The sequence below is a fragment of the Pseudomonas fjordensis genome, assembly GCF_976987115.1.
Genome location: NZ_OZ336860.1, coordinates 369,637 through 391,537 on the forward strand (window position 1 = coordinate 369,637; position 21,901 = coordinate 391,537).

The window sequence follows — 21,901 nt, forward strand, 5'->3', positions numbered from 1 at the left end:
ACAAGGAAGTATCATGCATACCGGACAAATCCTTAAAGATGTACTCAACGCAGTACGCAGCAAAGAAGCCTTGCCGTGGGTACCTTATACCGCCAATGGCCGAACCAAGACCGACATCGTGCATTTGTACCAAGGCCCGGAAGTGGATGGCCCATCAGCGGCCCTGGTACGTTATCAGCCGGGTGCCCGTACCCAACGCCACCTTCATCCTGGCTACGAACTGATTTTCGTGCTCGATGGCGTGCTGCATAACGATGCCGGTGCACACCCAGCAGGCACGCTTGAAGTCTGCCCGCCTGACAGTGAGCATGCGCTGTGGAGCGATGAAGGCTGCACCTTCCTGGTGGTGTGGGAAAAGCCCGTGCAGACCGTTTCCCTGGCGCAGGCGCAGGCATGATGGGCGCCCTCAATAGCGGCTTCAACGTCCAGGCGGCCCCGGGAGCTGCGCTTGCAGCGGCCTCGTTCGGCAGTGATTACGTAATGGAGCCAAAGCGCGTCATCACCGCCAGCCAGGCGGCCGCCCTGGTACCCGATAACTGCACGATTACCACTGGGGGGTTCGGCAGTTGCGGGCACCCTGACTTGCTCACCGAAGCGCTGGCGGCGCGCTTTGCCGCTACCGCACAGCCATCAGACCTGACCCTGGTTTTTGCGGCCGGTCAGGGTGACAAGGCCAGCCGTGGGCTTAATCAACTGGCTGTCAAAGGCCTGCTGAAAAAGGTGATCGGAGGCTACTGGGCCCTTGCCCCGTCGATAGGCCAGATGGCACTGCGTGGTGAAATCCAAGCGCACAACTGGCCTCAGGGCGTGATAAGCCACCTGTTCCGCTCAATCGCCGGGGGCAAAAGTGGGGTGCTCTCAGGGATTGGCTTGCACACCTTTATCGACCCCAGGCAGGAGGGGGGCAAAGTCGGCCCGGCTACGACTGAAGAGCTGATCTCAGTAGTAAACGTTGGGGGGCGTGAAGAACTTTTCTATCCGTCGATGCCCATCAATGTCGCCTTTTTGCGCGGAAGCCGAGCAGATGTCGACGGCAATATCAGCATGGAGGACGAAGCCAACTTTCAGGACAGCCTCGCCCAGGCGCAGGCCGTTCACAATTGCGGCGGTATCGTCATCGTGCAAGTGATGGAATTGGTCGACCGTAACTCGCTTGATCCTCAGACCATCCGTATTCCGGGGATCTTTGTGGATTATCTGGTTTTATCCACGCCAGACACGCATTGGCAAACCTACGGTGAGGTCAGAAACAACACCTATACCGGGCGTTCACGCTCTGATACCGCCGTCACGCCGTTACCGCTGTGCGCCAAAAAAATCGTCGCGCGCCGAGCCTTGTATGAAATAGCCCGGTACAACGCGCCGATCGTTAACCTGGGTATTGGCACCCCGGAGTACATTGCAAGGGTGGCGAGCGAGGAGCGCTGCTCCGCCCATGTGCTTACTGTCGAGTCAGGGGTTATCGGTGGGACGCCTGCGCGCGGGCTGTCATTCGGCGCTTCGAGCAACCCTCAAGCGATTCTCGATCAAGCCAGCCAGTTCGACTTCTATGATGGTGGCGGAATCGATCTGGCCTTCCTCGGGTTTGGTCAGGCCGACAGCCGTGGCAACGTCAACATCAGTCGATTCGGCGGGCGGCTCAACGGCGTCGGTGGTTTTATCAACATTTCGCAAAGCGCCAAGCGCGTAGTGTTTTGTGGAACCTTCACGGCCGGTGGTTTGGAACTGGGGTTTGAAGCCGGACAATTAATCATTGAGCGTGAAGGGGATATCACCAAGTTTATTCAAGCCGTTGAGCACATGAGCTTCAATGCCGCCCATGCGCAATCACGCAACTGCCCGATTCTGTTCATCACTGAACGGGCTGTGCTCGTATTGAAAGACGGCCGCTTGATACTCAAGGAAGTTGCGCCGGGTATCGACATCGAGCGCGATATTCTCGCTCGCAGTACGGCCGATATTATCGTGGCTGACCACGTGGAGTTGATGCCTGCGTCGATTTTTCTCCATCAGCCGCTCTCTGTCACGGACAAGTACTGGCGTTCGCGTGACTAACTCATCATTTCATTGATGGCTCTTCATTCTTCGCACTACGCGTTTTGGAAAACACCATGAAAAAAATAACAATTGCCATAGTGGGCGGTGGTTCTGTCGGCGTTGCATATTTTACGCAACTCATTGATGAAGCTGTTCGTCAGGGGCTGAGTCATCATTTGGATGTGCTGATCTTTGAGTCACAGAAAACACCTGGGCCGGGTTATGCGTACCAGGACGACTTTGAGTGCAACTTGCTCAACACGCGAGCCGACGCCATGTCTGCGGTAGCAGGCGACAAGCGGCATTTTATTCGCTGGCTGGAACAGCATGGCGCAGATCAGGCGGTAGATTTTCCACAAACAGTCATCGACGATCACGCCTTCCTGCCGCGCAGCCTGTTCGGCAGATACCTGGCACATCAGTATGAGCAGACGATGGCCGTGGCCCGCGCCCATGGCATTAAGGTCACTGCAGTGACCTCAACCGTCACAGACTTGATCTCACTGTCTGACCAGCGCCCTTGCATTGATACCGAGAGCGGCGTGGCCTACGTGGCGGATCGGGTTGTCCTCAGCATGGGAAACCTGCCATCCACGCGGTTTACTCAGCTCAATGATGTGGCTGGCTTCGTGCGCACCCCATACCCAACCCGGGACATGGTGCGCAACATACCGGCCAACGCTTCGGTGTGTGTGCTAGGGACCGGGCTGTCAGCCATTGACACTGTGCTCTCACTGACAGAAGCCGGGCACCAGGGGAAAATTGTCATGGCATCGCGCACCGGCCGTCTGCCCAGTGTGCGCGGTACCTTTAATCGGCCTCATACACTGACTCATCTGACCCGGGCCCACATCGATAACTTCTGTGATGCAAATGGGGGCCAGCTCAAGCTGCATGACGTATTTACGATGTTGCTGCGTGAGATCGAGGAGGTTACCGGTGACGCCGTGGACTTGAAGCGCATCATGAATTCAGGCGCTGGTGTGCTGGACTACATAACGTCCGAGATCATGCAGGCAGACAATGCCGAGCGTCTGTGGCAGTCGGTCATTTACTCGACCAACTCCATTATCGATTATGTCTGGCATCGCCTGTCTCGCGACGACAAGCAGGTATTCCAGACGACATTCGGCAGTCTCTGGTCTTCTTACCGAGTCTCGGTGCCGGTCAAAAATGCTCATAAGTTGCAGGCGTTGCTGAAGGCTGACCGAATACTGGTGCTCGGCGGCGTCAGGCAAGTCACTTACAACCAGGCTTCAAAGGTCTTTGAGACGCGCATTGACGACCGTCGCAGTGCATTTCGTACCGTCGTCGAGAGTGAGTATGTTATCAACGCCACCGGTTACTCCGTTCAGGTGGAACAGTCTGACGTGCCGCTCGTGGTGAATCTGCTCCGGCGCAAGTTGGCCAGGCCCAATGAGTTCGGCGGCTTTGAGTTGGACTTCGAGACAGGAAGGTTGGTGGGTGCAGCTGGTGAGGCCTGGCCTCATGTCTCGGTACTTGGCAGCCTGGCCGCTGGCACGTATTTCTGGACGAATGCGATGGACGTCAACGTCAGGTTGGCGCGGCGTCAGGTTGAAGATGCGCTCAGCGTATTGTCAGGCAGCATCTCTCACGCGGCGTTGCCTTCGGCGCGAGCGCCTCGTCGTCGCTCTGTCACTCGAAGAGGTCGTACGGCTTCTGCTTCGGCGAGCACCCGGCAGAATAGACGCTACGGCCTGAAGGCTGCTCAGGGGAACGCAAACGTGCTTGGGGCACCCGTGCGAGGGGAACTGGCGTCGCCGACGACGCAGTTGGTCTGAGGGCGCTTTGAGCCTGGCCATTTAAATCAAGCCCGCGCAGATCATTTGGGCTGCGGGGCCTGAAGCCGGTTGAATCGCAGGCAATAAAAAACCCCAAGGAACATTGTTCCTTGGGGTTTCTCGGTATTTTGGTGCCCAGAGACGGAATCGAACCGCCGACACGGGGATTTTCAATCCCCTGCTCTACCGACTGAGCTATCTGGGCAACGGGGCGCATTAAACGGGTTTTTCAGGGGGTCGTCAAGCAAGTTTTCAAAAAATATTTAATTATTACCGTCGCTTACGTGCAGACCCCGGTTTTTGATCAATTATTGAGCAGGTGGGACGTAGCCTTCGGCCTGGGCGTATTCCTCGCCGGAAAAGAACTTGTCCATTTCGCCCTGCAGGTATTTGCGGTCTTCGGCGTTCATCATGTTCAGGCGTTTTTCGTTGATGAGCAGGGTCTGGTGTTTTTGCCAGTCGCCCCAGGCTTTGGCTGAGACGTGGTCGTAGATGTCCTGGCCCTTGGCACCTGGGTAAGGAGGGCGTTCCAGGGCTGGCAGTTCTTCTTTGTACTTGCGGCACATAACGGTGCGGGTCATGACGAAACTCCTGCGTTCAATACGTCGGCCGCGCGCTTCAGCAGTTTTTTCACCGGGGCGGCAAGGCCCAGGCGCGGCGGGGTGGCGAGGTTATACCAGAGCCAGTCGGCCTCGGCCACGTGATGGGCGGTTTCCTCGACCTGGACCAGCCAAGGCTCGATAGCCAGTTGGAAGTGGCTGAAGGTGTGGACCAGCCCGGGCAGTTCCTGATGCTTGCCCAGCGCCAGCGCGTGCTGGTTGGCGAGGTGATCCAGGTCTTGCAGGTCGTCCAGCTCCGGCAAGCTCCACAAGCCGCCCCACAAGCCCGTAGAAGGGCGACGGTAAAGCAGGATCGCGCCTTCTGCGTTCGCCAGCATCGGCATCAGCGTGCGCTTTTGCGGGATGGTCTTGCGCGGCTTGGGGATCGGGTAGCGGGTTTCCAGGCCCAGCATGTGGGCTTCGCAGGCTTTTTCCAGCGGGCAAAGCAGGCAACTGGGTTTGCTGCGGGTGCAGAGCGTGGCGCCCATATCCATCATCGCCTGGGTGTAGGCATTGACGCGGGTATGGGGCGTAAAGCGCTCTGCAGTGGCCCACAGCTGCTTGGCCACCTTGGGCTCGCCCGGGTAACCCTCTTGCGCGGTAAAGCGCGCCAGCACGCGTTTGACGTTGCCGTCGAGGATCGGTGCGCGCAGGCCCATGCTCAGGCTGGCAATCGCGCCAGCGGTGGACAGGCCGATGCCCGGCAGCTCGGTGAGCTTTTCCACGTCGCGGGGGAATTCGCCGCCGTATTCGGCCACCACGATCTTCGCGGTCTTTTGCAGGTTGCGCGCCCGGGTGTAGTAGCCCAGGCCCGTCCACAGGTGCAGCACTTCATCTTCCGGTGCGGCGGCCAGGGCTTCGACCGTCGGCAAGGACGCCATGAAGCGGTCGAAGTAGTTGAGCACGGTGCTGACCTGGGTCTGTTGCAGCATGATCTCCGACACCCACACCCGGTAAGGGGTGATGCCCTGTTGCCAGGGCAGATCGTGGCGGCCATGGCGGTCGTACCAGTCCAGTACCGCTTGTGAAAACTGCTCGTTTCTCATCGGTTGAACAGGCCTTTCAATGCGTCTTTGAGCTTGGGGTTAACCTTGTCGAGTTTTTCTTCCAGCTTCTCGTTGAGGCGATTGCCGGCCGCCTTGAGAGCGACCTGGCCCAGGCCGTCCTTGTCCAGGCGGCAGGCCTTGGCGCCCAGCTCAAGCGGGCCCCGGCAGCGCAGCGGCACCTCAATGCCCTGGAAGTTGGCGCCGACCTGGCAGGCCGGGTCCGGCACGTCGCGCTTGTCGCCTTCGACGATGATGCCCACGCGGTAGTCCATGCCCAGCACGCGCAAATCCACATCACCGTTGCCGTTGAGCGTGAGGCCCGGGATACGCACTTTCAGGTCGGGGTTGCTGGCCACGCCGTTACGGAACGTGAGGTTGCCGCGCAGTTCTTGGAAGGGCGTGTCCTTGCCGCCTGGGGTGGTGCTCAGGGTCTTGCGGTTGAGCAGGGCGATGCCGGTACACAGCTGCTGCTCGATGTTGGCATTGAGCAACACGCCGTTGTTGATCACGAGGCTGGCGGTACCGTTGAGGCTCTCGATGAGGGCTTTCTGGCTGTTGCCGCGGCCGCTGAGGTTGCTGTCGAGGGTGAGCTGGCCTTTGACCGGCGGGGTTTTCCCTTGGGCCTGCAGGATGCGTTCAACAGGCACCTGCTTGATGTGGCTTTGCAGGGCCAGCACGGGTGTGTCCTGGCGTACGTCAAGTGTGCCGTTGGCCTGGAACGTGCCGTTGTAGAGACCGCCGCTGAGCGTGTCGAGCTTGAGTTGCCCGTCGATGCCGGAAGCTTTGAGCACCGCGTTCTGAATGGGCAATTGGCTCAGGGTCAGCTCGCCAAAGGCCAGGTCTGCATTCACGTCCAGGCTGCGCAGGCGGGTCAGCGGCAGCAGTTTGTCGTTGCTCCAGGCGCCCTTGGTCGGCGCCTCCGGCAATGGCGTGTTGCCGCCTGCCGCCATGGCGCCGGCTTCGCTGCTCTGTACTTCGGCTTGGCGTGCGGCGGTTGCGCCTTTGGCCGCTTCGGATTTGGCCGGCAAGTAGTTGTCGGCATTGAAGGTATCGGCCTTGAGCTGTACCCGCAGTGACTGCTTGGCGAAGTCCTCGACAGCGACACGGCCGCTGAAGGTGCTTGCATCGAGTTTCAGGTTCAGGTTTTCCAGGGCCACACTGGTGGGCGTGCCCTTGAGGCGGCTTACCAGCTCGACCTTGCTCAGGCTGCCCGGGGCCATCGCAGGCAATGGGTGGCCGACGCTCTCAAGAAACTTGGCCAGGTCAAACTGGGCGACCGACAGCGCGCCGCTGATCTGCGGGGTCTTGTCCAGGTCATTGGCCTTCAGTTCGCCCAAGGCGCGCAACTGGTTGGCCGCCAGTTTCAGGTTGGTCCATTCGGCGACGTTGGCCGCCAGGTCCACCAGCAGTTGGCCCTGGGTGGAGAAGCTCACCGTCTTGCCCTGCAACGGCTCACCAGTGGCCTCGCCACTAAAACGCATGTCTTCGAACTGGTAACGCTTGAGCGCACGCTGGATGCGCAAGTTGCCGTTCAGCTCAGTCTTGACCCGCATCAGCGGCTGGTTGCTGCCCAGGAACGCCGTGAGTTTCAGCGGGATGCTGGCGCCTTCGTGGATGGCACCGGCACTCAACTGGATGCTTTCGGCACTCAGCTGCTTGCCGGTCTGTTCATCGGTGTATTCGACGCGGGCGTTGTTGATGGTCAGGCTGTCGATGTCCAGGCGGATCGGCTGCGGTGGCTTTTCCGGCTTGGTTTCCGCCACGGCCTCGACCGGCGCGGGAGCGGGGGTACCTGTGGTTTCGTCGGGCAGGTTCTTGCCGATGTCTTCCCAGTTACCGTGGCCTTGCTTGTCGCGGTTCAGGCGCAGGTTCAGGCCTTCGACACGCACATCGCTCATCTGCACTTCGCGGCGCAGCAGTGGCAGTACGCGTACCGACAGGCCGAGCATCTGCAAGTCGGCGAAAGGTTGGGTGGGTGCGGTCAGGGTCGCGACGCTGGCCTCGTGCAGTTCCAGGCCCAGCCAGGGGAACAGGCTCCAGCCGATATCGCCATTGAGCGTCAGCTCGATGTGGGCCTTGTCGCGGGCTATCTGGCGAATTTCTTCTTTGTAGTCGTTGGGATCGAAAAGGTGGGTCAGGGCAAAGCCGAGCGCCACAATGATCAGCAACAGCCCGAGAAGTACCAGACCCAGGATTTTGCCGAACGCTTTCATGGGCGAGTCCTTGTATGTCGATTTCAAAATTTAGCCGCAGAGTATAGCGCTCGACGGCCCGCGTCAGTTCACGGATCGTTACATTGTATCCATGGGCGCGGAAATAGGATTTTGACGTCAGAAAAATACAGATAATCCAAAAAGGTAGTGGCAATCTGATTTTTCTCACATCCACTGGTGCTAATCTCTGCACGTTCGTCCGCCTTCTGCGACTTAAGGTCGCGCCTAAAGGGAAGTTCCACTCAACAAAACGGCCACGCTTTGCGTGCAAGGCCGAGGGAGAGAGCGCCTGACGGACGCATACCAATAACTGGGGGAAACACCAAATGAGCACTAGCACTGTGGCCGGCACTGACGCCGCACAGCCTGCGTTCCTGTCCAAGGAGCGCATCATCGCCAAGCCGGGCTTCAACCGCTGGCTGGTTCCACCGGCCGCCCTGGCCATCCACCTGTGCATCGGCATGGCCTATGGTTTCTCGGTGTTCTGGCTGCCGTTGTCCAAGGCGCTGGGCATCACCGCGCCAGTGGCTTGCGCACCGGACATGGGCTTTATCGCTCAAGTCTTCTCGTCCCAATGCGACTGGCCCATCTCCATGCTGGGCTGGATCTACACCCTGTTCTTCATCTTCCTGGGCTGCTCCGCAGCGATCTGGGGTGGCTGGCTGGAACACGCCGGGCCGCGTAAGGCCGGTGTAGTCTCCGCGTTGTGCTGGTGTGGTGGCCTGCTGATCTCGGCTTTGGGTATCTATACCCACCAGATCTGGCTGATGTGGATCGGCTCCGGGGTCATTGGCGGTATTGGCCTGGGCCTGGGCTATATCTCGCCCGTTTCGACCTTGATCAAGTGGTTCCCGGACAAGCGTGGCATGGCCACCGGCATGGCGATCATGGGCTTTGGCGGCGGCGCGATGGTGGGTGCACCTTTGGCCGCAGCACTGATGGGCCATTTCTCTTCGCCGACCAGCGTCGGTGTATGGCAGAGCTTTGTGGTGATGGCGGCGATTTACTTCGTGTTCATGATCGGTGGTGCACTGCTGTACCGCGTTCCGCCAACCGGCTGGAAGCCTGAGGGCTGGACCGCGCCAGCGAAGAAAGCCAGCAATGCGATGATCACTCACCGCCATGTGCATGTGAATGTTGCGTGGAAAACCCCACAGTTCCGTCTGGTATGGCTGGTGCTGTGCCTGAACGTCTCGGCCGGTATCGGCATCCTCGGCATGGCTTCGCCACTGCTGCAGGAAGTGTTCGGCGGCAAGTTGCTGGGTGTCGATGTGCCATTTGGTCAATTGGATGCGGGCCAGTTGGCGTCCATTGCGGCCATCGCCGCTGGCTTTACCGGTCTGTTGAGCTTGTTCAACATCGGTGGCCGGTTCTTCTGGGCGTCGTTCTCTGACTACCTGGGGCGTAAAAACACCTACTTCGTGTTCTTTGCCCTGGGCTTTGCCCTGTATGCGCTGATCCCGAACCTGGGGCACCTGGGTAACGTGGCGCTGTTCGTGGCGGCGTTCTGCATCATCCTGTCGATGTACGGCGGTGGTTTTGCCACAGTTCCGGCCTACCTGGCCGACCTGTTCGGTACCCAGATGGTTGGCGCGATCCACGGTCGCCTGTTGACCGCCTGGGCCGCTGCGGGCGTGTTGGGCCCGGTGCTGGTGAACTACCTGCGTGAATACCAGTTGAGCATAGGCGTTGAACGCGCCGCGGCCTACGACATCACCTTGTACATCCTCGCCGGCTTGCTGGTGCTGGGCTTCATCTGCAACCTGCTGGTGCGCCCGGTGGCCGACAAGTACTTCATGACCGATGCCGAACTTGCCGCCGAACAGGCGCTGGGCCATGACAAAGGTGCCGATGCGAGCACCGTGCTGGAGTGGAAGGCCTCCGCCGCCAGCAAGCCGCTGGCGATTGCCGCGTGGCTGGTGGTAGGTATTCCGTTGGCGTGGGGTGTGTGGGTGACCCTGCAGAAGACCGCAGTACTGTTCCACTAACAGCAAACCCTTGGGGGAGGGGGCTTGCCCCAATGGATTACCCTCTGTAGGAGCGAGCTTGCTCGCGAAAAACGTCAACGATAAAGCGCGGTTTCTGAATGAACGCGGCGCCTGTGAGTTTTTCGCGAGCAAGCTCGCTCCTACAGAGTCTTAGCTGACTGGCATTGGGGCAAGCCCCCTCCCATATTGGTTTCCCAGGTTTTCAGGGGCTGTGCTTCACATGTATGCACATGTCTATCCCCGACACTCCATCAGTCTTATCCCCTTCGTTGTTTCTGTTTAGCGCCCGCGCCCCTATAATGGCTGCCTTTTTCGCCCAATGATTTTGCGGAGCTGGTGATGGCCGAACGTAAGGCATCTGTCGAGCGCGACACTCTGGAAACCCAGATCAAAGCCTCGATCAACCTGGATGGCACCGGAAAGGCCCGATTCGATATCGGTGTACCTTTTCTTGAGCACATGCTGGACCAGATCGCCCGTCACGGGCTGATCGACCTGGATATCGTCGGCAAGGGCGACCTGCACATCGACGACCACCACATGGTGGAAGACGTGGGCATTACCCTCGGCCAGGCGTTTGCCAAGGCCATCGGCGACAAAAAAGGCATCCGTCGCTACGGCCATGCCTATGTCCCGCTGGACGAAGCGCTGTCCCGTGTGGTCATCGACTTCTCCGGTCGCCCGGGTTTGCAGATGCACGTGCCTTACACCCGCGCGAACGTGGGCCGTGGCTTTGATGTGGATTTGTTCCAGGAATTCTTCCAGGGCTTTGTCAACCACGCACTGGTCAGCCTGCACATCGACAACCTGCGCGGCACCAACACCCACCATCAGATCGAAACCGTGTTCAAGGCTTTCGGCCGCGCGTTGCGCATGGCTGTGGAAGTCGATGAGCGCATGGGCGGGCAAATGCCGTCGACCAAGGGCGTCCTGTAATGCAGACGGTCGCGGTTATCGATTACGGCATGGGTAACCTGCACTCGGTGGCCAAGGCCCTTGAGCATGTAGGCGCCGGCAAGGTGCTGATCACCAGCGATGCCAACGTGATTCGCGAAGCCGACCGCGTGGTGTTCCCCGGGGTTGGCGCGATTCGCGATTGCATGGCCGAGATCCGCCGCCTGGGCTTTGACAGCCTGGTGCGCGAGGTCAGCCAGGACCGCCCATTCCTCGGCATCTGCGTGGGCATGCAAGCCTTGCTCGACAGCAGTGAAGAGAACGGTGGTGTCGACTGCATCGGCCTGTTTCCGGGCCAGGTGAAGTTCTTCGGCAAAGACCTGCATGAAGAGGGCGAGCACCTCAAAGTTCCGCACATGGGCTGGAACGAAGTGCGTCGCACCGTCGACCACCCGCTGTGGCACGACATCCCGGACATGGCGCGTTTCTACTTCGTGCACAGCTACTACATCGCCGCCGGTAACCCGCGCCAGGTGGTGGGTGGCGGGCATTACGGCGTCGATTTTGCCGCCGCGCTGGCCGATGGTTCGCGTTTTGCCGTGCAGTTTCACCCGGAGAAGAGCCATACCCATGGCCTGCAATTGCTGCAGAACTTCGCCGCGTGGGATGGTCGCTGGTAAATGGCCAAGAAACCGAAGCCGCCGATCTTGAACCTCACGCCCGAGCAGGAGCGTGCGGCCACCGACAAGATCAAACGTTTCATGGAGGACCGCTTCGAGCTCAAGTTGGGCTCGTTCGAGGTCGCCGAGATTCTTGAGCTGTTCACCACCGAAGTGGCGCCGCATTATTACAACAGGGCGGTTTTCGACACGCAGACGCTCCTTAAGGAAAGGTTCGAAAGCATCGAAAGCGACTTGTGGTCGCTTGAGAAACCCTGATTTCCCAAGCATTGCTGAATATCGAATAAGGTTTGCCAGATGCTGATTATCCCCGCTATCGATCTCAAGGACGGCGCTTGTGTCCGCCTGCGCCAAGGCCGCATGGAAGATTCCACCGTGTTCTCCGATGACCCGGTGAGCATGGCTGCCAAATGGGTAGAAGGGGGCTGCCGTCGTCTGCATCTGGTGGACCTGAACGGCGCCTTCGAAGGCCAGCCGGTCAACGGCGAGGTGGTTACTGCCATCGCCAAGCGCTACCCCACCCTGCCGATCCAGATCGGCGGCGGTATCCGTTCCCTGGAAACCATCGAGCACTACGTCAAGGCGGGCGTGAGCTACGTGATCATCGGCACCAAGGCCGTGAAAGACCCAGCCTTCGTCGCCGAAGCCTGCCGCGCTTTCCCGGGCAAAGTGATCGTAGGCCTGGATGCCAAAGATGGTTTCGTCGCTACCGACGGCTGGGCTGAAATCAGCACCGTGCAGGTGATCGACCTGGCCAAGCAGTTCGAAGCCGACGGCGTGTCTGCCATCGTTTATACCGACATCGCCAAAGACGGCATGATGCAGGGCTGCAATGTGCCCTTCACCGCAGCCCTGGCAGCGGCCACCAAGATCCCGGTGATCGCTTCCGGCGGCATTCACAACCTGGGTGACATCAAGTCGCTGCTGGACGCCAAGGCCCCCGGCATCATCGGTGCCATCACTGGTCGTGCGATCTACGAGGGTACTCTGGACGTCGCCGAAGCCCAGGCTTACTGCGATGCCTACAACGGCTGAGGACTGACCATGGCGCTGGCCAAACGCATCATCCCTTGCCTGGACGTCGACAACGGTCGCGTGGTCAAGGGCGTCAAGTTCGAGAACATCCGTGACGCCGGCGACCCGGTGGAAATTGCCCGTCGCTACGATGAGCAAGGTGCCGACGAGATTACCTTTCTCGACATCACCGCCAGCGTCGATGGCCGCGACACCACGCTGCATACCGTCGAGCGCATGGCCAGCCAGGTGTTTATCCCGCTGACCGTGGGCGGCGGCGTGCGCACCGTGCAAGACATCCGCAACCTGCTCAACGCCGGTGCCGACAAGGTCTCGATCAACACCGCCGCGGTGTTCAACCCCGAGTTTGTCGGCGAAGCCGCGCAGCACTTCGGCTCGCAATGCATCGTGGTGGCTATCGACGCCAAGAAGGTGTCCGGCCCGGGCGAAACCCCGCGCTGGGAGATCTTCACCCACGGCGGGCGCAAGCCTACCGGGCTGGACGCGGTGGAGTGGGCGATGAAGATGGAAGGCCTTGGCGCCGGTGAGATCCTGCTGACCAGCATGGACCAGGACGGCATGAAAAACGGCTTCGACCTGGGCGTCACCCGCGCCATCAGCGATGCCCTCGGCATTCCGGTGATCGCATCGGGTGGGGTGGGCAACCTGCAGCACTTGGCCGATGGCGTGCTTGAAGGCCACGCCAGCGCAGTGCTGGCGGCGAGTATTTTCCACTTTGGCGAATACACAGTACCCGAGGCCAAGGCCTACATGGCCGCACGCGGTATCGTCGTGCGCTAAACGCTGCTGGACACCATGGCAGGCTCGCGGCACTCTCTGCGCTTGCCATGGATTCCGGTAGCCTTCATGTTCAAACACCTGCTGCTCGCCCTCGCCAGTTCCTCCATGCTTATGGTGGCTACGGCACACGCCGAACAACCGTCTGACGCCTCCCTGGTGCTGCTGACGGAAAATTTCCCGCCCTACAACATGGCGAAAAACGGCAAGAACTTCGCCAAGGACGAGAATATCGAAGGCATCGCCGTAGACATCATGCGCGAAACCTTCAAGCGCGCCGGCATTTCCTACAACCTGACCCTGCGTTTCCCTTGGGAGCGAATCTACAAGCTCGCCCTGGAAAAACCCGGTTACGGCGTGTTTGTGATGGCGCGGTTGCCAGACCGTGAAGCCTTGTTCAAATGGGTCGGCCCCATCGGCCCGGACGATTGGGTGCTATTGGCCAAGGCCGACAGCAAGATCCAGCTGCAAAACCTTGAGCAGGCGCGCCGATACAAGATCGGCGCCTACAAAGGCGACGCCATTGCCGAAAGCCTGGACAAGCAGGGGCTCAAGCCGATTGTCGCCCTGCGTGACCAGGACAACGCGCAAAAACTCATGGAGGGCCAGATCGACCTGTGGGCCACTGGCGATCCTGCTGGGCGTTACCTGGCGCGGCAGGTGGGGGTGAACGGGCTCAAGACCGTATTGCGCTTTAACAGTGCGCAGCTTTACCTGGCGTTGAACAAGGACGTGCCGGATGAGCTGGTGGCCAAGCTTCAGTCCGCGCTGGACCAGTTGCGTGAGGAAGGCCGTATCGACCAGATCATGGCCAACTACCTGTAGGAGCGAGCTTGCTCGCGAAGGACGTCAACGATGACGCGGGTATCCAGGGGGTACGCGGCGGTCTCAAGTTTTTCGCGAGCGAGCTCGCTCCTACAGGGGGGTGTCAGCGATAGATGCCGTTTTTGCCATGCCCGGCCATCGCCCGGTTACTGCGCACGCTGATCATCAACTTGATATCGATCCACTCCACGCCCTGCGCCTTGAGCTTGGGCAATTCGCGCTCCAGCACTGCCAGCGTCTGTGGGTAAGGATGCCCGATCATCACCGCCGAGCCCTGCTTGTGCGCCAGCTTGATTGCGGTTTGCAGCTGCGTGGTAATCGCCGCTTCGGTGCGTTCGTCATCGAGAAAAACATCCCGCGACACATGGGCCAAACCGATCTTCTGCGCCTCGGCGGCGGCGACGGTTTGCGCGCTGGTGCGGCTGTCGACGAAGAACTTGTGGCGCCGTTGCAACTCACCCATCAGCCAGGCCATCGCCGCCGGTTGTGCGGTCATGCGGCTGCCCATGTGGTTGTTGATGCCTGCGGTGTAGGGCACAGCATCGAACGCTGCGTCCAGGCGCTTGCCCAGTTCTTCGATGGACAGCTCCGGGTGCCAGGCGAAGGGGCCGGTGGCCGGGTCCATGGGCATGTGCAGGATCACGATCTTGCCAGCCTTGTGGGCCTCACGGGCGAATTCGGCGGCGTGGGGCGTGTCCGGCATGATGGCGGTGGTCACCGGGCCGGGTAGCGCGAGCACGCGGCGATCCCGAGGCAGGTTTTGCCCCAGGTCGTCGATGATCAGTGTCAGGTAGGCTTTGTGCGGTTCGCTGGCAGGGGCCGCTTGAGCGACCCCTGCCAGGCTGCACAGCACAGCGATGATCAGGGCAAGACGCATGATCAACGGCTGCGGGTGATGCTCAAGCCCTTGAGCAGGCTGAGTGCCTGGGCCAGTTGGTAGTCATCGTCCTGGGGCATCGGCTTGGCCTTGGCGCGACTGCCGGTTGGCTGGTCGGCGCCGCCGTTGCCATTACCCAGGTGGCCTTGCAGGTCGGCCTCTTTGTAGTATTCGCCATCGATTTCGTTGGTGATCTTGGCGCGGCGTACTTCGATGTCCGGCACGATGCCCTGGGCCTGGATCGAGCGGCCGTTGGGCGTGTAATACAGCGCGGTGGTGATCTTCAGCGCACGCTCGTTGTTCAGCGGCAATACGGTCTGCACCGAGCCTTTGCCGAAGCTGGTGGTGCCCATCAGCACGCCGCGCTTGAGGTCTTGCAGGGCGCCGGCGACGATTTCCGAGGCCGAGGCGCTGCCGCCGTTGATCAAGACCGCCAGTGGCACGTTCTCGCTGAGGTCGTTGCCGGTGGCCGAGAAGCGCAGCTCGGAGTTGGCGATACGGCCCTTGGTGTAAACGATCAGGCCCTTGGTGACGAAGTGGTCGACCACCTCGACCGCCGACTGCAACACGCCGCCTGGGTTGTTGCGCAGGTCAAGCACGATGCCGTTGAGCTTCTTGCCGTTGTCTTTGCGCAGCTTGGCCAGGGCCTTGGCCACTTCGTCGCCGGTCTTGACCTGGAACTGGGTGATACGGATATAACCGTAGCCCGACTCCAGCAGCTGGCTCTTCACGCTCTTGACCGTGATGGTCGCGCGCGCCAGGGTCACGTCAAACGGGTTACCGCCGTCGCGCACCAGGGTCAGGGTGATTTTCTGGCCGAGCTTGCCGCGCATCTTGTCGACGGCTTCGGTCATGGTCTGGCCACGGGTCGGCTGGCCGTTGATCTTCACGATCAGGTCGCCGGCCTGGATACCGGCCTTGGACGCCGGGGTGTCGTCGATAGGCGAGACCACTTTGATCTGGCCGTCTTCGGAGCCCACTTCGATGCCCAGGCCGCCGAACTCACCGCTGGTGCTTTCCTGCAGCTCGGCGAAATCTTCCGGGCCCAGGTAGGCAGAGTGCGGGTCGAGGTTGCTGAGCATGCCCTTGATGGCATTTTCCAGCAGGGCCTTGTCGTCTACGGGTTCGACATACGCTGCCTTGATCCGGTCCATGACCTCGGCAAAGGTGCGCAGCTCGTCCAGCGGCAACGGCGCCTTGGTCGTCGCCGCCGTGGCGGGTGCAGCCGGTGCGGCCTGGTCGGCAAAAGCCAGAGGCGCGCCGATCACCAGGGCGATCGTCAGGGCCAGCGAAGTGAGGCGGGACAAATGCAGCATGTCGAACGAACTCCTAATGTAGATGCGACCCTATCCTTGGGACCGGCACCATTGTGCAGGGTCGCTCGGGCGGCCCTGCTGACGAATAGCGAAGTACAGCGCCGGGGTGTCCTGGCCACCACTGTTACCGACAGTGGAGATGGATTCACCGGCTTTTACAACATCACCTGCCGACTTGAGTAATGTCTGATTGTGGCCGTAAAGGCTTAAATAGCCATTACCGTGGTCAAGAATCACCAGCAAACCGGCGCCCCGCAACCAATCGGCAAACACTACGCGCCCACCATGCACGGCGTGGACCTGGCTGCCGGCAGAGGCGCTGATCATCACGCCATCCCACTTGGCACGGGTGTCATCGCCACGGGTTTCCCCAAAGCGTGCCAGTAATCGACCATCAACCGGCCATGGAAGTTTGCCGCGCGCTGAAGCAAAAGGGCCGCCGAACGACTCGCCACTGCTGGAAACCAGCGGGCCAGGCGCTGCACGCGCCGGTTTGCGCGGGGCTGGAGCGTCGGTGGTGGCAGCCAGTTCGGCCTCACGCTGACGCTTTTTTTCGGCTTCCTGCTGGGCGATCAGCGCTTTTTGCCGCGCTTCTTCGGCCTCGCGTGCCTGGCGGGCCAGAGTTTCTTCGATGGTCTTGAGCACTTTGGCCAGGTCGGCCTGATCCTGCTCGCGGGCCTGCAACTTGGCGTCGCGGGCTTTTACGTCGCTGTTGAGCTTGGCCAGGGCCTGCTGGCGTTCCTTGCGTACTTTATCGAGCTGGTCGCGCTGGGTGTCCAGGGCGGTTTTCTGGTCGAGCAGCTGGGATTGCTGGTCGGCGATTTCCTGTTCGACATTGGCCAATTGGCGCAGGGTTTCGTTGAACCCCTTCAATTGCGCCAGGCGGGCCTGGCTCAGGTAATCGTAATAGGTGAGGGTGCGGGCGAATTTTTCCGGGTTCTGCTGGTTGAGCAGCAGCTTGAGGTACTCCTGGCGGCCGCTCTGGTACGCGGCACGGGCCTGGATCGCGATCAGGCGTTGCTGTTCAACGCGTGCGCTCTGGAGTTTTTTTTCTCAGCGTCGAGTCGCTCCAGTTCCGACTCGCTCTTCTTTAGTTCTTTTTGCAGCTCCTGGACCTGCTTCTCCAGCTTGCCCATCTCGGTTTCCGTGCCGCGCAGGTCTTTCTGCACCCCGGATTTTTCTTCCTGGAGCTTGCCGAGCAGCTTTTTCAGCTCGGTAATGTCCTGACGCGTAGCGTCCAACTGTTGTTGGGTTTGTGCACGCTCATCGGCAAACGCCGGTTGGAGCAGGCAGACAAGAGCAAGGGTTATCAAGGCGCGAAGCATAGAGGCGGGCGACACCAGGGGAAAAGGACGGCCTAGTATGCCCGCCAAGCGCTGCAAAAAAAACGCCCAATTGGGGCTGGCGGGCAAGATAGGCGCCGAGTGGTGCTGGTATGGCAAAAAGATATCTCTCAAAGCGCCACAAACCAATGTGGGAGCGGGCTTGCCCGCGATTGCGGTGGGTCAGCGACATAGATGTCGACTGATTAGCCGCTATCGCGGGCAAGCCCGCTCCCACACTGTTTTGTGGCGTACTTTGGATCAGATCAGGATCGAGGTCCCGGTCATCTCCTTCGGCTGCTCCAGCCCCATCAGTTTCAGCATGGTCGGCGCCACATCCGCCAGCACGCCACCTTCACGCACTTTCAGGTCACGTTTGCCGACATAGATGAACGGCACCGGCTCGGTGGTGTGCGCGGTGTGCGCCTGGCCGGTGGATTCGTCGGACATCTGCTCGCAGTTGCCGTGGTCGGCGGTGATCAGCGCTTCGCCGCCGACTTTATCCAGCGCGTCGACGATGCGGCCAACGCACAGGTCCAGGCATTCAACCGCTTTGACCGCCGCTTCCAGGTTGCCGCTGTGGCCAACCATGTCGCCGTTGGCGTAGTTGACCACGATTACGTCATAACGCTGGTTTTCAATGGCGTCGACGATCTTGTCGGTGACTTCCGGTGCGCTCATTTCCGGCTGCAGGTCGTAGGTCGCGACTTTTGGCGACGGGATCAGGATGCGCTCTTCGCCAGGGAACGGCTCTTCGCGGCCACCGGAGAAGAAGAACGTCACGTGGGCGTATTTCTCGGTTTCGGCGATGCGCAGCTGGGTCTTGCCGTTCTTAGCCAGGTAGTCTCCCAGCACGTTCTCCAGGCTGCCCGGGGCGAAAGCCGACGGGGCCGGGATGTTGGCGGCGTATTGGGTGAGCATGACGAACTCGACCTTCGGCTGGCGCGCGCGCTCGAAGTCCTTGAAGCCTTCATCGACGAACACATGGCTCAGCTCGCGGGCACGGTCGGCGCGGAAGTTCATGAACACAACGGCGTCGCCATCTTCGACCTTCACCGGCTCGCCGATGGTGGTGGCCTTGACGAATTCATCGCTCTCGCCACGGGCATAGGCCGCTTCCAGGCCTTCCTGGGCGGTGGCGGCGTTGAATTCGGCCTGGCCGTCGACGATCAGGTTGTAGGCCTGGGAGACCCGGTCCCAACGGTTGTCGCGGTCCATGGCGAAGTAGCGGCCCACCAGGCTGGCGATGCGGCCTTTGCCCAGGGCAGCGAAGGTGGTGTCCAGCAGTTCGATGGAGGATTGCGCGCTTTTGGGCGGCGTGTCGCGGCCGTCGAGGAAGGCGTGCAGGTAGATTTTGTCAGCGCCGCGCTTGAATGCCAGTTCAGCCATAGCGACCAGGTGATCCTGATGGCTGTGTACGCCGCCGTCCGACAACAGGCCCATGAAGTGCACGGCCTTGCCGGCGGCAACGGCTTTATCGACCGCCGCGCAGATGGTCGGGTTCTCGAAGAACTCGCCATCGCGGATCGCTTTGGTGACACGGGTGAAGTCCTGGTACACCACTCGTCCGGCGCCGAGGTTCATGTGGCCGACTTCCGAGTTGCCCATCTGGCCGTCCGGCAGGCCCACGTCCATGCCGGAACCTGAGATCAAGCCGTTGGGCACGGTGGCGGTCAGACGGTCCAGTACCGGCTTATTGGCCGAGTAAACCGCGTTGTCGTGGTGGCTTTCACTGTGTCCGAAGCCATCGAGAATTATCAGGACCAAAGGTTTAGGCGTGGTAGTCATAGATCCTCTCGCGGCGTTAATAAAGGAAGACAATTGAAAAGGGAGTGGCAGTTTAAAGCGAAGTTCCAACCACGTCACCGCTTTACGGGGGTTGGCCCCCCCTGGCGGCTGTGTATACTTACCGCCATTTTAACGCCCTGGAACCTCCTTGATGGTTGATCACCTGATTGCATTTGCCACTGCCCACTATCTGCTTGTGGGCGCCTTCGTCATCCTGCTGGCGCTGCTGATCGCTCATGAACTGAGCCGCGGTGGTCGCAGCCTGAGCACGTCGGAGCTGACCGCGCTGGTCAACAAGGATGAGGCCGTCGTCGTCGATATTCGCCCGGCCAAAGATTATGCCGCCGGCCATATCGTGGGCGCCCTGAACATTCCCCAGGACAAGCTGATGGCGCGCCTGGGCGAACTGGAAAAGCACAAGGCCAAGACCATCATCCTGGTCGATGCCCAGGGCCAGCACTCCGGCACCCACGCCCGCGAGATGCTCAAGACCGGCTTCACCGCCGCCAAGCTGTCCGGTGGTATCAGCAGCTGGCGTGGCGATAACCTGCCGTTGGTGAAGTGATATGAGCCAGGTTGTCGTGTATTCCAGCGATTGGTGCCCTTACTGCATGCGGGCCAAGGCCTTGCTTGAGAAAAAGGGCATTGCCTTCGAAGAGATCAAGGTCGATGGCAAGCCCCAGGTGCGCGCCGAAATGGCCCAGAAGGCTGGCCGCACGTCGGTCCCGCAGATCTGGATCGGCACCCGGCACATCGGTGGTTGCGACGACCTGTTTGCCCTGGAGCGCGCCGGTAAACTTGATGCGCTGCTGTCCGTCTGACTCCTAAACCCTTAAGAACCCAAGATAAAGAAGGATCTGCGATGACTGATCAACAGAACACCGAAGCAGCAGAAGCTCAAGGCCCACAGTTCTCGCTGCAGCGGATCTATGTGCGTGACCTGTCGTTCGAAGCGCCAAAAAGCCCGGCCATCTTCCGTCAGGAGTGGACCCCAAGCGTTGCGCTGGACCTGAACACTCGTCAGAAATCCTTGGAAGGTGACTTCCACGAAGTGGTGCTGACCCTGTCGGTCACCGTCAAGAATGGTGAAGAAGTCGCTTTTATCGCTGAAGTGCAACAGGCCGGTATCTTCCTGATCCAGGGCCTGGACGAAGCGTCCATGAGCCACACCCTGGGCGCGTTCTGCCCGAACATCCTGTTCCCGTATGCCCGTGAGACCCTGGACAGCCTGGTCACCCGTGGCTCGTTCCCGGCACTGATGCTGGCGCCGGTGAACTTCGATGCCCTGTACGCCCAAGAGCTGCAGCGCATGCAACAAGAAGGCGCGCCGACCGTTCAATGATTTTTTGAACGGCGCCGATCAAAAATGTGGGAGCGGGCTTGCTCGCGAATGCGGTTTTTCAGTCGATATTTCAACGACTGACACACCGCTTTCGCGAGCAAGCCCGCTCCCACATTTGTTATGCGGTGTTATTTAAAGCCCAGTTGGCGCCAGCCTTCATAGACGGCGACGGCCACGGTGTTGGACAGGTTCAGGCTGCGGCAGCCTTCACGCATCGGCAAGCGCAGGCGATGGCCCTCGGGCAATGCGTCAAGCACCTCGGCCGGCAGGCCTCGGCTCTCGGGGCCGAACAGGAACGCGTCGCCCTCGGCAAAGCTGGCATCATGAAACGGCCGCGAGCCCTTGGTAGTGAATGCGAACAGCCGTGGGTGGCCCAGGCTCTCCAGGCAACTGGCGAGGTCGGCATGGCGCTTGAGGGTGGCGTACTCGTGGTAGTCCAGCCCGGCTCGGCGCAGGCGCTTGTCGTCCATGTCAAAGCCTAGAGGCTCGATCAAATGCAGGTGGCAGCCACTGTTGGCGCACAGCCTGATAACGTTGCCGGTATTCGGCGGAATTTCTGGTTGAAAAAGGATGACGTGAAACATGCACGGCTCCGAAGGCAAAGATGCGCTGCATTCTACCCCCGAAGACGACCCGAGACCGAAGCTATTGCCGAGGGTGTTGGGCTCATTGGCGATTGTCGGCTTGATGATTGGCTTGATGATCGGCCGCTTGACCACCCCCGAGCCGCTTGAGCTGCAACAGGTAGAACCTGCGGCGGATGGTTTGGTGGTGTGGTTCAACAATGAACCCAAGCTGCACGGCGAGCATATCGACGGCACCGTGGCGTTGCTGTTTGACGCCCAGGGCAAGGCAGCCAGCGGGCAGCTCAAGGTCAATGACAAGGACGTGAATTGGCGCATACGCAAGACCGATGCTGGCTTACTGCTGAACCTGGTAGCGGCCCGGCCGTTGCGTGGGGAGTGGAGCGGTGCAGAGGTCGATGGCCGCTGGCGGCTGGAGATCCATCTCCACGAGCAATAAAAGAGGGAGTTCCCGGCCTGCCTGTACCAGGGCTCCCAAAACGGGGTGAAGCCTGAGGCTTCGGTGTTAAAGAGGGGATTCTCGGCCTGCCTGTACCAAGGTCCCCGAAACTGGGTAGTACTGGGGCTATTGCAGGGGGCGTGCCAAAACTTGCATTTACCGTTGGAAAAAAATGCCAAAAAGCGCAAAGCCCCGGAATACGGGGCTTTGGTTGTTTCTACGGTTAAGAACTTTGTAGCGAAAGCGATATGCGAGTTTTCTGGTCTGTGCTCAATGCCGGTTCATCGTGCATTGAAGCGGTGCACAAGCCCGAGCTTTATGAAAATCCAAATGTGGG

21 protein-coding genes, 1 tRNA gene and 1 pseudogene are annotated in these 21,901 nt (G+C 60.3%); 14 read left to right on the forward strand and 9 right to left on the reverse strand.

What is annotated here, in order from left to right:
• Positions 1-13: 13 nt before the first annotated feature.
• From ACWHXD_RS01565 to ACWHXD_RS01575, 3 genes are read left to right on the forward strand one after another with little or no spacing between them, the layout of a single operon-like run.
• Entirely contained in the window at positions 14-397 is a 384-nt protein-coding gene (locus tag ACWHXD_RS01565; protein WP_032894038.1) for a cupin domain-containing protein, read from the forward strand.
• Positions 394-2,055 (forward strand): acyl CoA:acetate/3-ketoacid CoA transferase, encoded by a 1,662-nt coding sequence (locus tag ACWHXD_RS01570; protein WP_138761742.1) that lies wholly within the window; start codon positions 394-396, stop codon positions 2,053-2,055. Before ACWHXD_RS01565 ends, ACWHXD_RS01570 begins: the two co-directional genes overlap by 4 nt.
• A gap of 56 nt (positions 2,056-2,111) precedes the next feature.
• Positions 2,112-3,839, forward strand: a complete 1,728-nt coding sequence (locus ACWHXD_RS01575; protein WP_138761741.1) for an FAD/NAD(P)-binding protein — start codon at positions 2,112-2,114, stop codon at positions 3,837-3,839.
• 129 nt (positions 3,840-3,968) lie between these two features.
• Here ACWHXD_RS01575 and ACWHXD_RS01580 read toward each other — a convergent pair.
• From ACWHXD_RS01580 to ACWHXD_RS01595, 4 genes are all read right to left on the reverse strand, one after another.
• Positions 3,969-4,044, reverse strand: a tRNA-Phe gene (locus tag ACWHXD_RS01580).
• Between the two features lie 103 nt (positions 4,045-4,147).
• Entirely contained in the window at positions 4,148-4,420 is a 273-nt protein-coding gene (locus ACWHXD_RS01585; RefSeq protein ID WP_032894036.1) for an oxidative damage protection protein, read from the reverse strand.
• Positions 4,417-5,484: an A/G-specific adenine glycosylase gene (mutY, locus tag ACWHXD_RS01590; protein WP_032894035.1), complete on the reverse strand. Its 1,068-nt coding sequence runs from the start codon at positions 5,482-5,484 to the stop codon at positions 4,417-4,419. The genes ACWHXD_RS01585 and mutY overlap by 4 nt, the downstream gene beginning before the upstream one ends.
• A complete protein-coding gene (locus tag ACWHXD_RS01595) occupies positions 5,481-7,697 on the reverse strand; it encodes an AsmA family protein (RefSeq protein WP_138761740.1) in 2,217 nt (738 codons plus the stop codon). Before ACWHXD_RS01595 ends, mutY begins: the two co-directional genes overlap by 4 nt.
• 326 nt (positions 7,698-8,023) lie before the next feature.
• On the opposite strand from ACWHXD_RS01595, the gene ACWHXD_RS01600 reads away from it, so the two are divergent.
• The 7 genes from ACWHXD_RS01600 to ACWHXD_RS01630 all read left to right on the forward strand — a co-directional run bounded on the left by ACWHXD_RS01600 (position 8,024) and on the right by ACWHXD_RS01630 (position 13,896).
• Positions 8,024-9,685 carry an OFA family MFS transporter gene (locus tag ACWHXD_RS01600; RefSeq protein WP_003187780.1) on the forward strand — a complete coding sequence of 554 codons (1,662 nt, stop codon included), beginning with the start codon at positions 8,024-8,026 and terminating at the stop codon, positions 9,683-9,685.
• A 339-nt stretch (positions 9,686-10,024) separates the two neighbouring features.
• Positions 10,025-10,621 carry an imidazoleglycerol-phosphate dehydratase HisB gene (hisB, locus tag ACWHXD_RS01605; RefSeq protein WP_003187781.1) on the forward strand — a complete coding sequence of 199 codons (597 nt, stop codon included), beginning with the start codon at positions 10,025-10,027 and terminating at the stop codon, positions 10,619-10,621.
• Positions 10,621-11,259, forward strand: coding sequence for an imidazole glycerol phosphate synthase subunit HisH (gene hisH, locus ACWHXD_RS01610; RefSeq protein ID WP_003187782.1), 639 nt, complete (start codon positions 10,621-10,623; stop codon positions 11,257-11,259). Before hisB ends, hisH begins: the two co-directional genes overlap by 1 nt.
• Positions 11,260-11,517, forward strand: a complete 258-nt coding sequence (locus tag ACWHXD_RS01615; RefSeq protein ID WP_014716514.1) for a DUF2164 domain-containing protein — start codon at positions 11,260-11,262, stop codon at positions 11,515-11,517.
• A 39-nt stretch (positions 11,518-11,556) separates the two neighbouring features.
• Positions 11,557-12,294 (forward strand): 1-(5-phosphoribosyl)-5-[(5-phosphoribosylamino)methylideneamino]imidazole-4-carboxamide isomerase, encoded by a 738-nt coding sequence (hisA, locus tag ACWHXD_RS01620; RefSeq protein ID WP_032894030.1) that lies wholly within the window; start codon positions 11,557-11,559, stop codon positions 12,292-12,294.
• A 9-nt stretch (positions 12,295-12,303) separates the two neighbouring features.
• Entirely contained in the window at positions 12,304-13,074 is a 771-nt protein-coding gene (gene hisF, locus ACWHXD_RS01625; RefSeq protein ID WP_003187786.1) for an imidazole glycerol phosphate synthase subunit HisF, read from the forward strand.
• Between the two features lie 66 nt (positions 13,075-13,140).
• Positions 13,141-13,896: a substrate-binding periplasmic protein gene (locus tag ACWHXD_RS01630; RefSeq protein WP_098949799.1), complete on the forward strand. Its 756-nt coding sequence runs from the start codon at positions 13,141-13,143 to the stop codon at positions 13,894-13,896.
• Between the two features lie 103 nt (positions 13,897-13,999).
• On the opposite strand, the gene ACWHXD_RS01635 is transcribed toward ACWHXD_RS01630, so the two are convergent.
• The 4 genes and pseudogenes from ACWHXD_RS01635 to gpmI all read right to left on the reverse strand — a co-directional run bounded on the left by ACWHXD_RS01635 (position 14,000) and on the right by gpmI (position 19,199).
• Complete coding sequence (locus ACWHXD_RS01635) at positions 14,000-14,773, reverse strand: divergent polysaccharide deacetylase family protein (protein WP_138761739.1); 774 nt, start codon at positions 14,771-14,773, stop codon at positions 14,000-14,002.
• Positions 14,774-14,775: 2 nt separating this feature from the next.
• Positions 14,776-16,089, reverse strand: coding sequence for a S41 family peptidase (locus tag ACWHXD_RS01640; RefSeq protein WP_003187790.1), 1,314 nt, complete (start codon positions 16,087-16,089; stop codon positions 14,776-14,778).
• Between the two features lie 30 nt (positions 16,090-16,119).
• A pseudogene (locus tag ACWHXD_RS01645) lies at positions 16,120-17,414 on the reverse strand (murein hydrolase activator EnvC family protein).
• Between the two features lie 258 nt (positions 17,415-17,672).
• On the reverse strand, positions 17,673-19,199 hold the full coding sequence (gpmI, locus tag ACWHXD_RS01650) for a 2,3-bisphosphoglycerate-independent phosphoglycerate mutase (RefSeq protein WP_032894022.1): 1,527 nt from the start codon (positions 19,197-19,199) through the stop codon (positions 17,673-17,675).
• A gap of 151 nt (positions 19,200-19,350) precedes the next feature.
• Here gpmI and ACWHXD_RS01655 point away from each other — a divergent pair, with 151 nt between their 5' ends.
• From ACWHXD_RS01655 to secB, 3 genes are read left to right on the forward strand one after another with little or no spacing between them, the layout of a single operon-like run.
• On the forward strand, positions 19,351-19,764 hold the full coding sequence (locus ACWHXD_RS01655) for a rhodanese-like domain-containing protein (RefSeq protein ID WP_032894019.1): 414 nt from the start codon (positions 19,351-19,353) through the stop codon (positions 19,762-19,764).
• 1 nt (position 19,765) lies between these two features.
• Positions 19,766-20,020, forward strand: coding sequence for a glutaredoxin 3 (gene grxC, locus ACWHXD_RS01660; protein WP_138761738.1), 255 nt, complete (start codon positions 19,766-19,768; stop codon positions 20,018-20,020).
• Between the two features lie 41 nt (positions 20,021-20,061).
• Entirely contained in the window at positions 20,062-20,541 is a 480-nt protein-coding gene (gene secB, locus ACWHXD_RS01665) for a protein-export chaperone SecB (RefSeq protein ID WP_032894017.1), read from the forward strand.
• A gap of 128 nt (positions 20,542-20,669) precedes the next feature.
• On the opposite strand, the gene ACWHXD_RS01670 is transcribed toward secB, so the two are convergent.
• Positions 20,670-21,125: a tRNA (cytidine(34)-2'-O)-methyltransferase gene (locus ACWHXD_RS01670; protein WP_065930799.1), complete on the reverse strand. Its 456-nt coding sequence runs from the start codon at positions 21,123-21,125 to the stop codon at positions 20,670-20,672.
• Here ACWHXD_RS01670 and ACWHXD_RS01675 point away from each other — a divergent pair.
• On the forward strand, positions 21,124-21,564 hold the full coding sequence (locus ACWHXD_RS01675; RefSeq protein WP_098949796.1) for a hypothetical protein: 441 nt from the start codon (positions 21,124-21,126) through the stop codon (positions 21,562-21,564). The two genes, ACWHXD_RS01670 and ACWHXD_RS01675, sit on opposite strands and share 2 nt — an antisense overlap.
• The last annotated feature ends 337 nt before the right edge of the window (positions 21,565-21,901 follow it).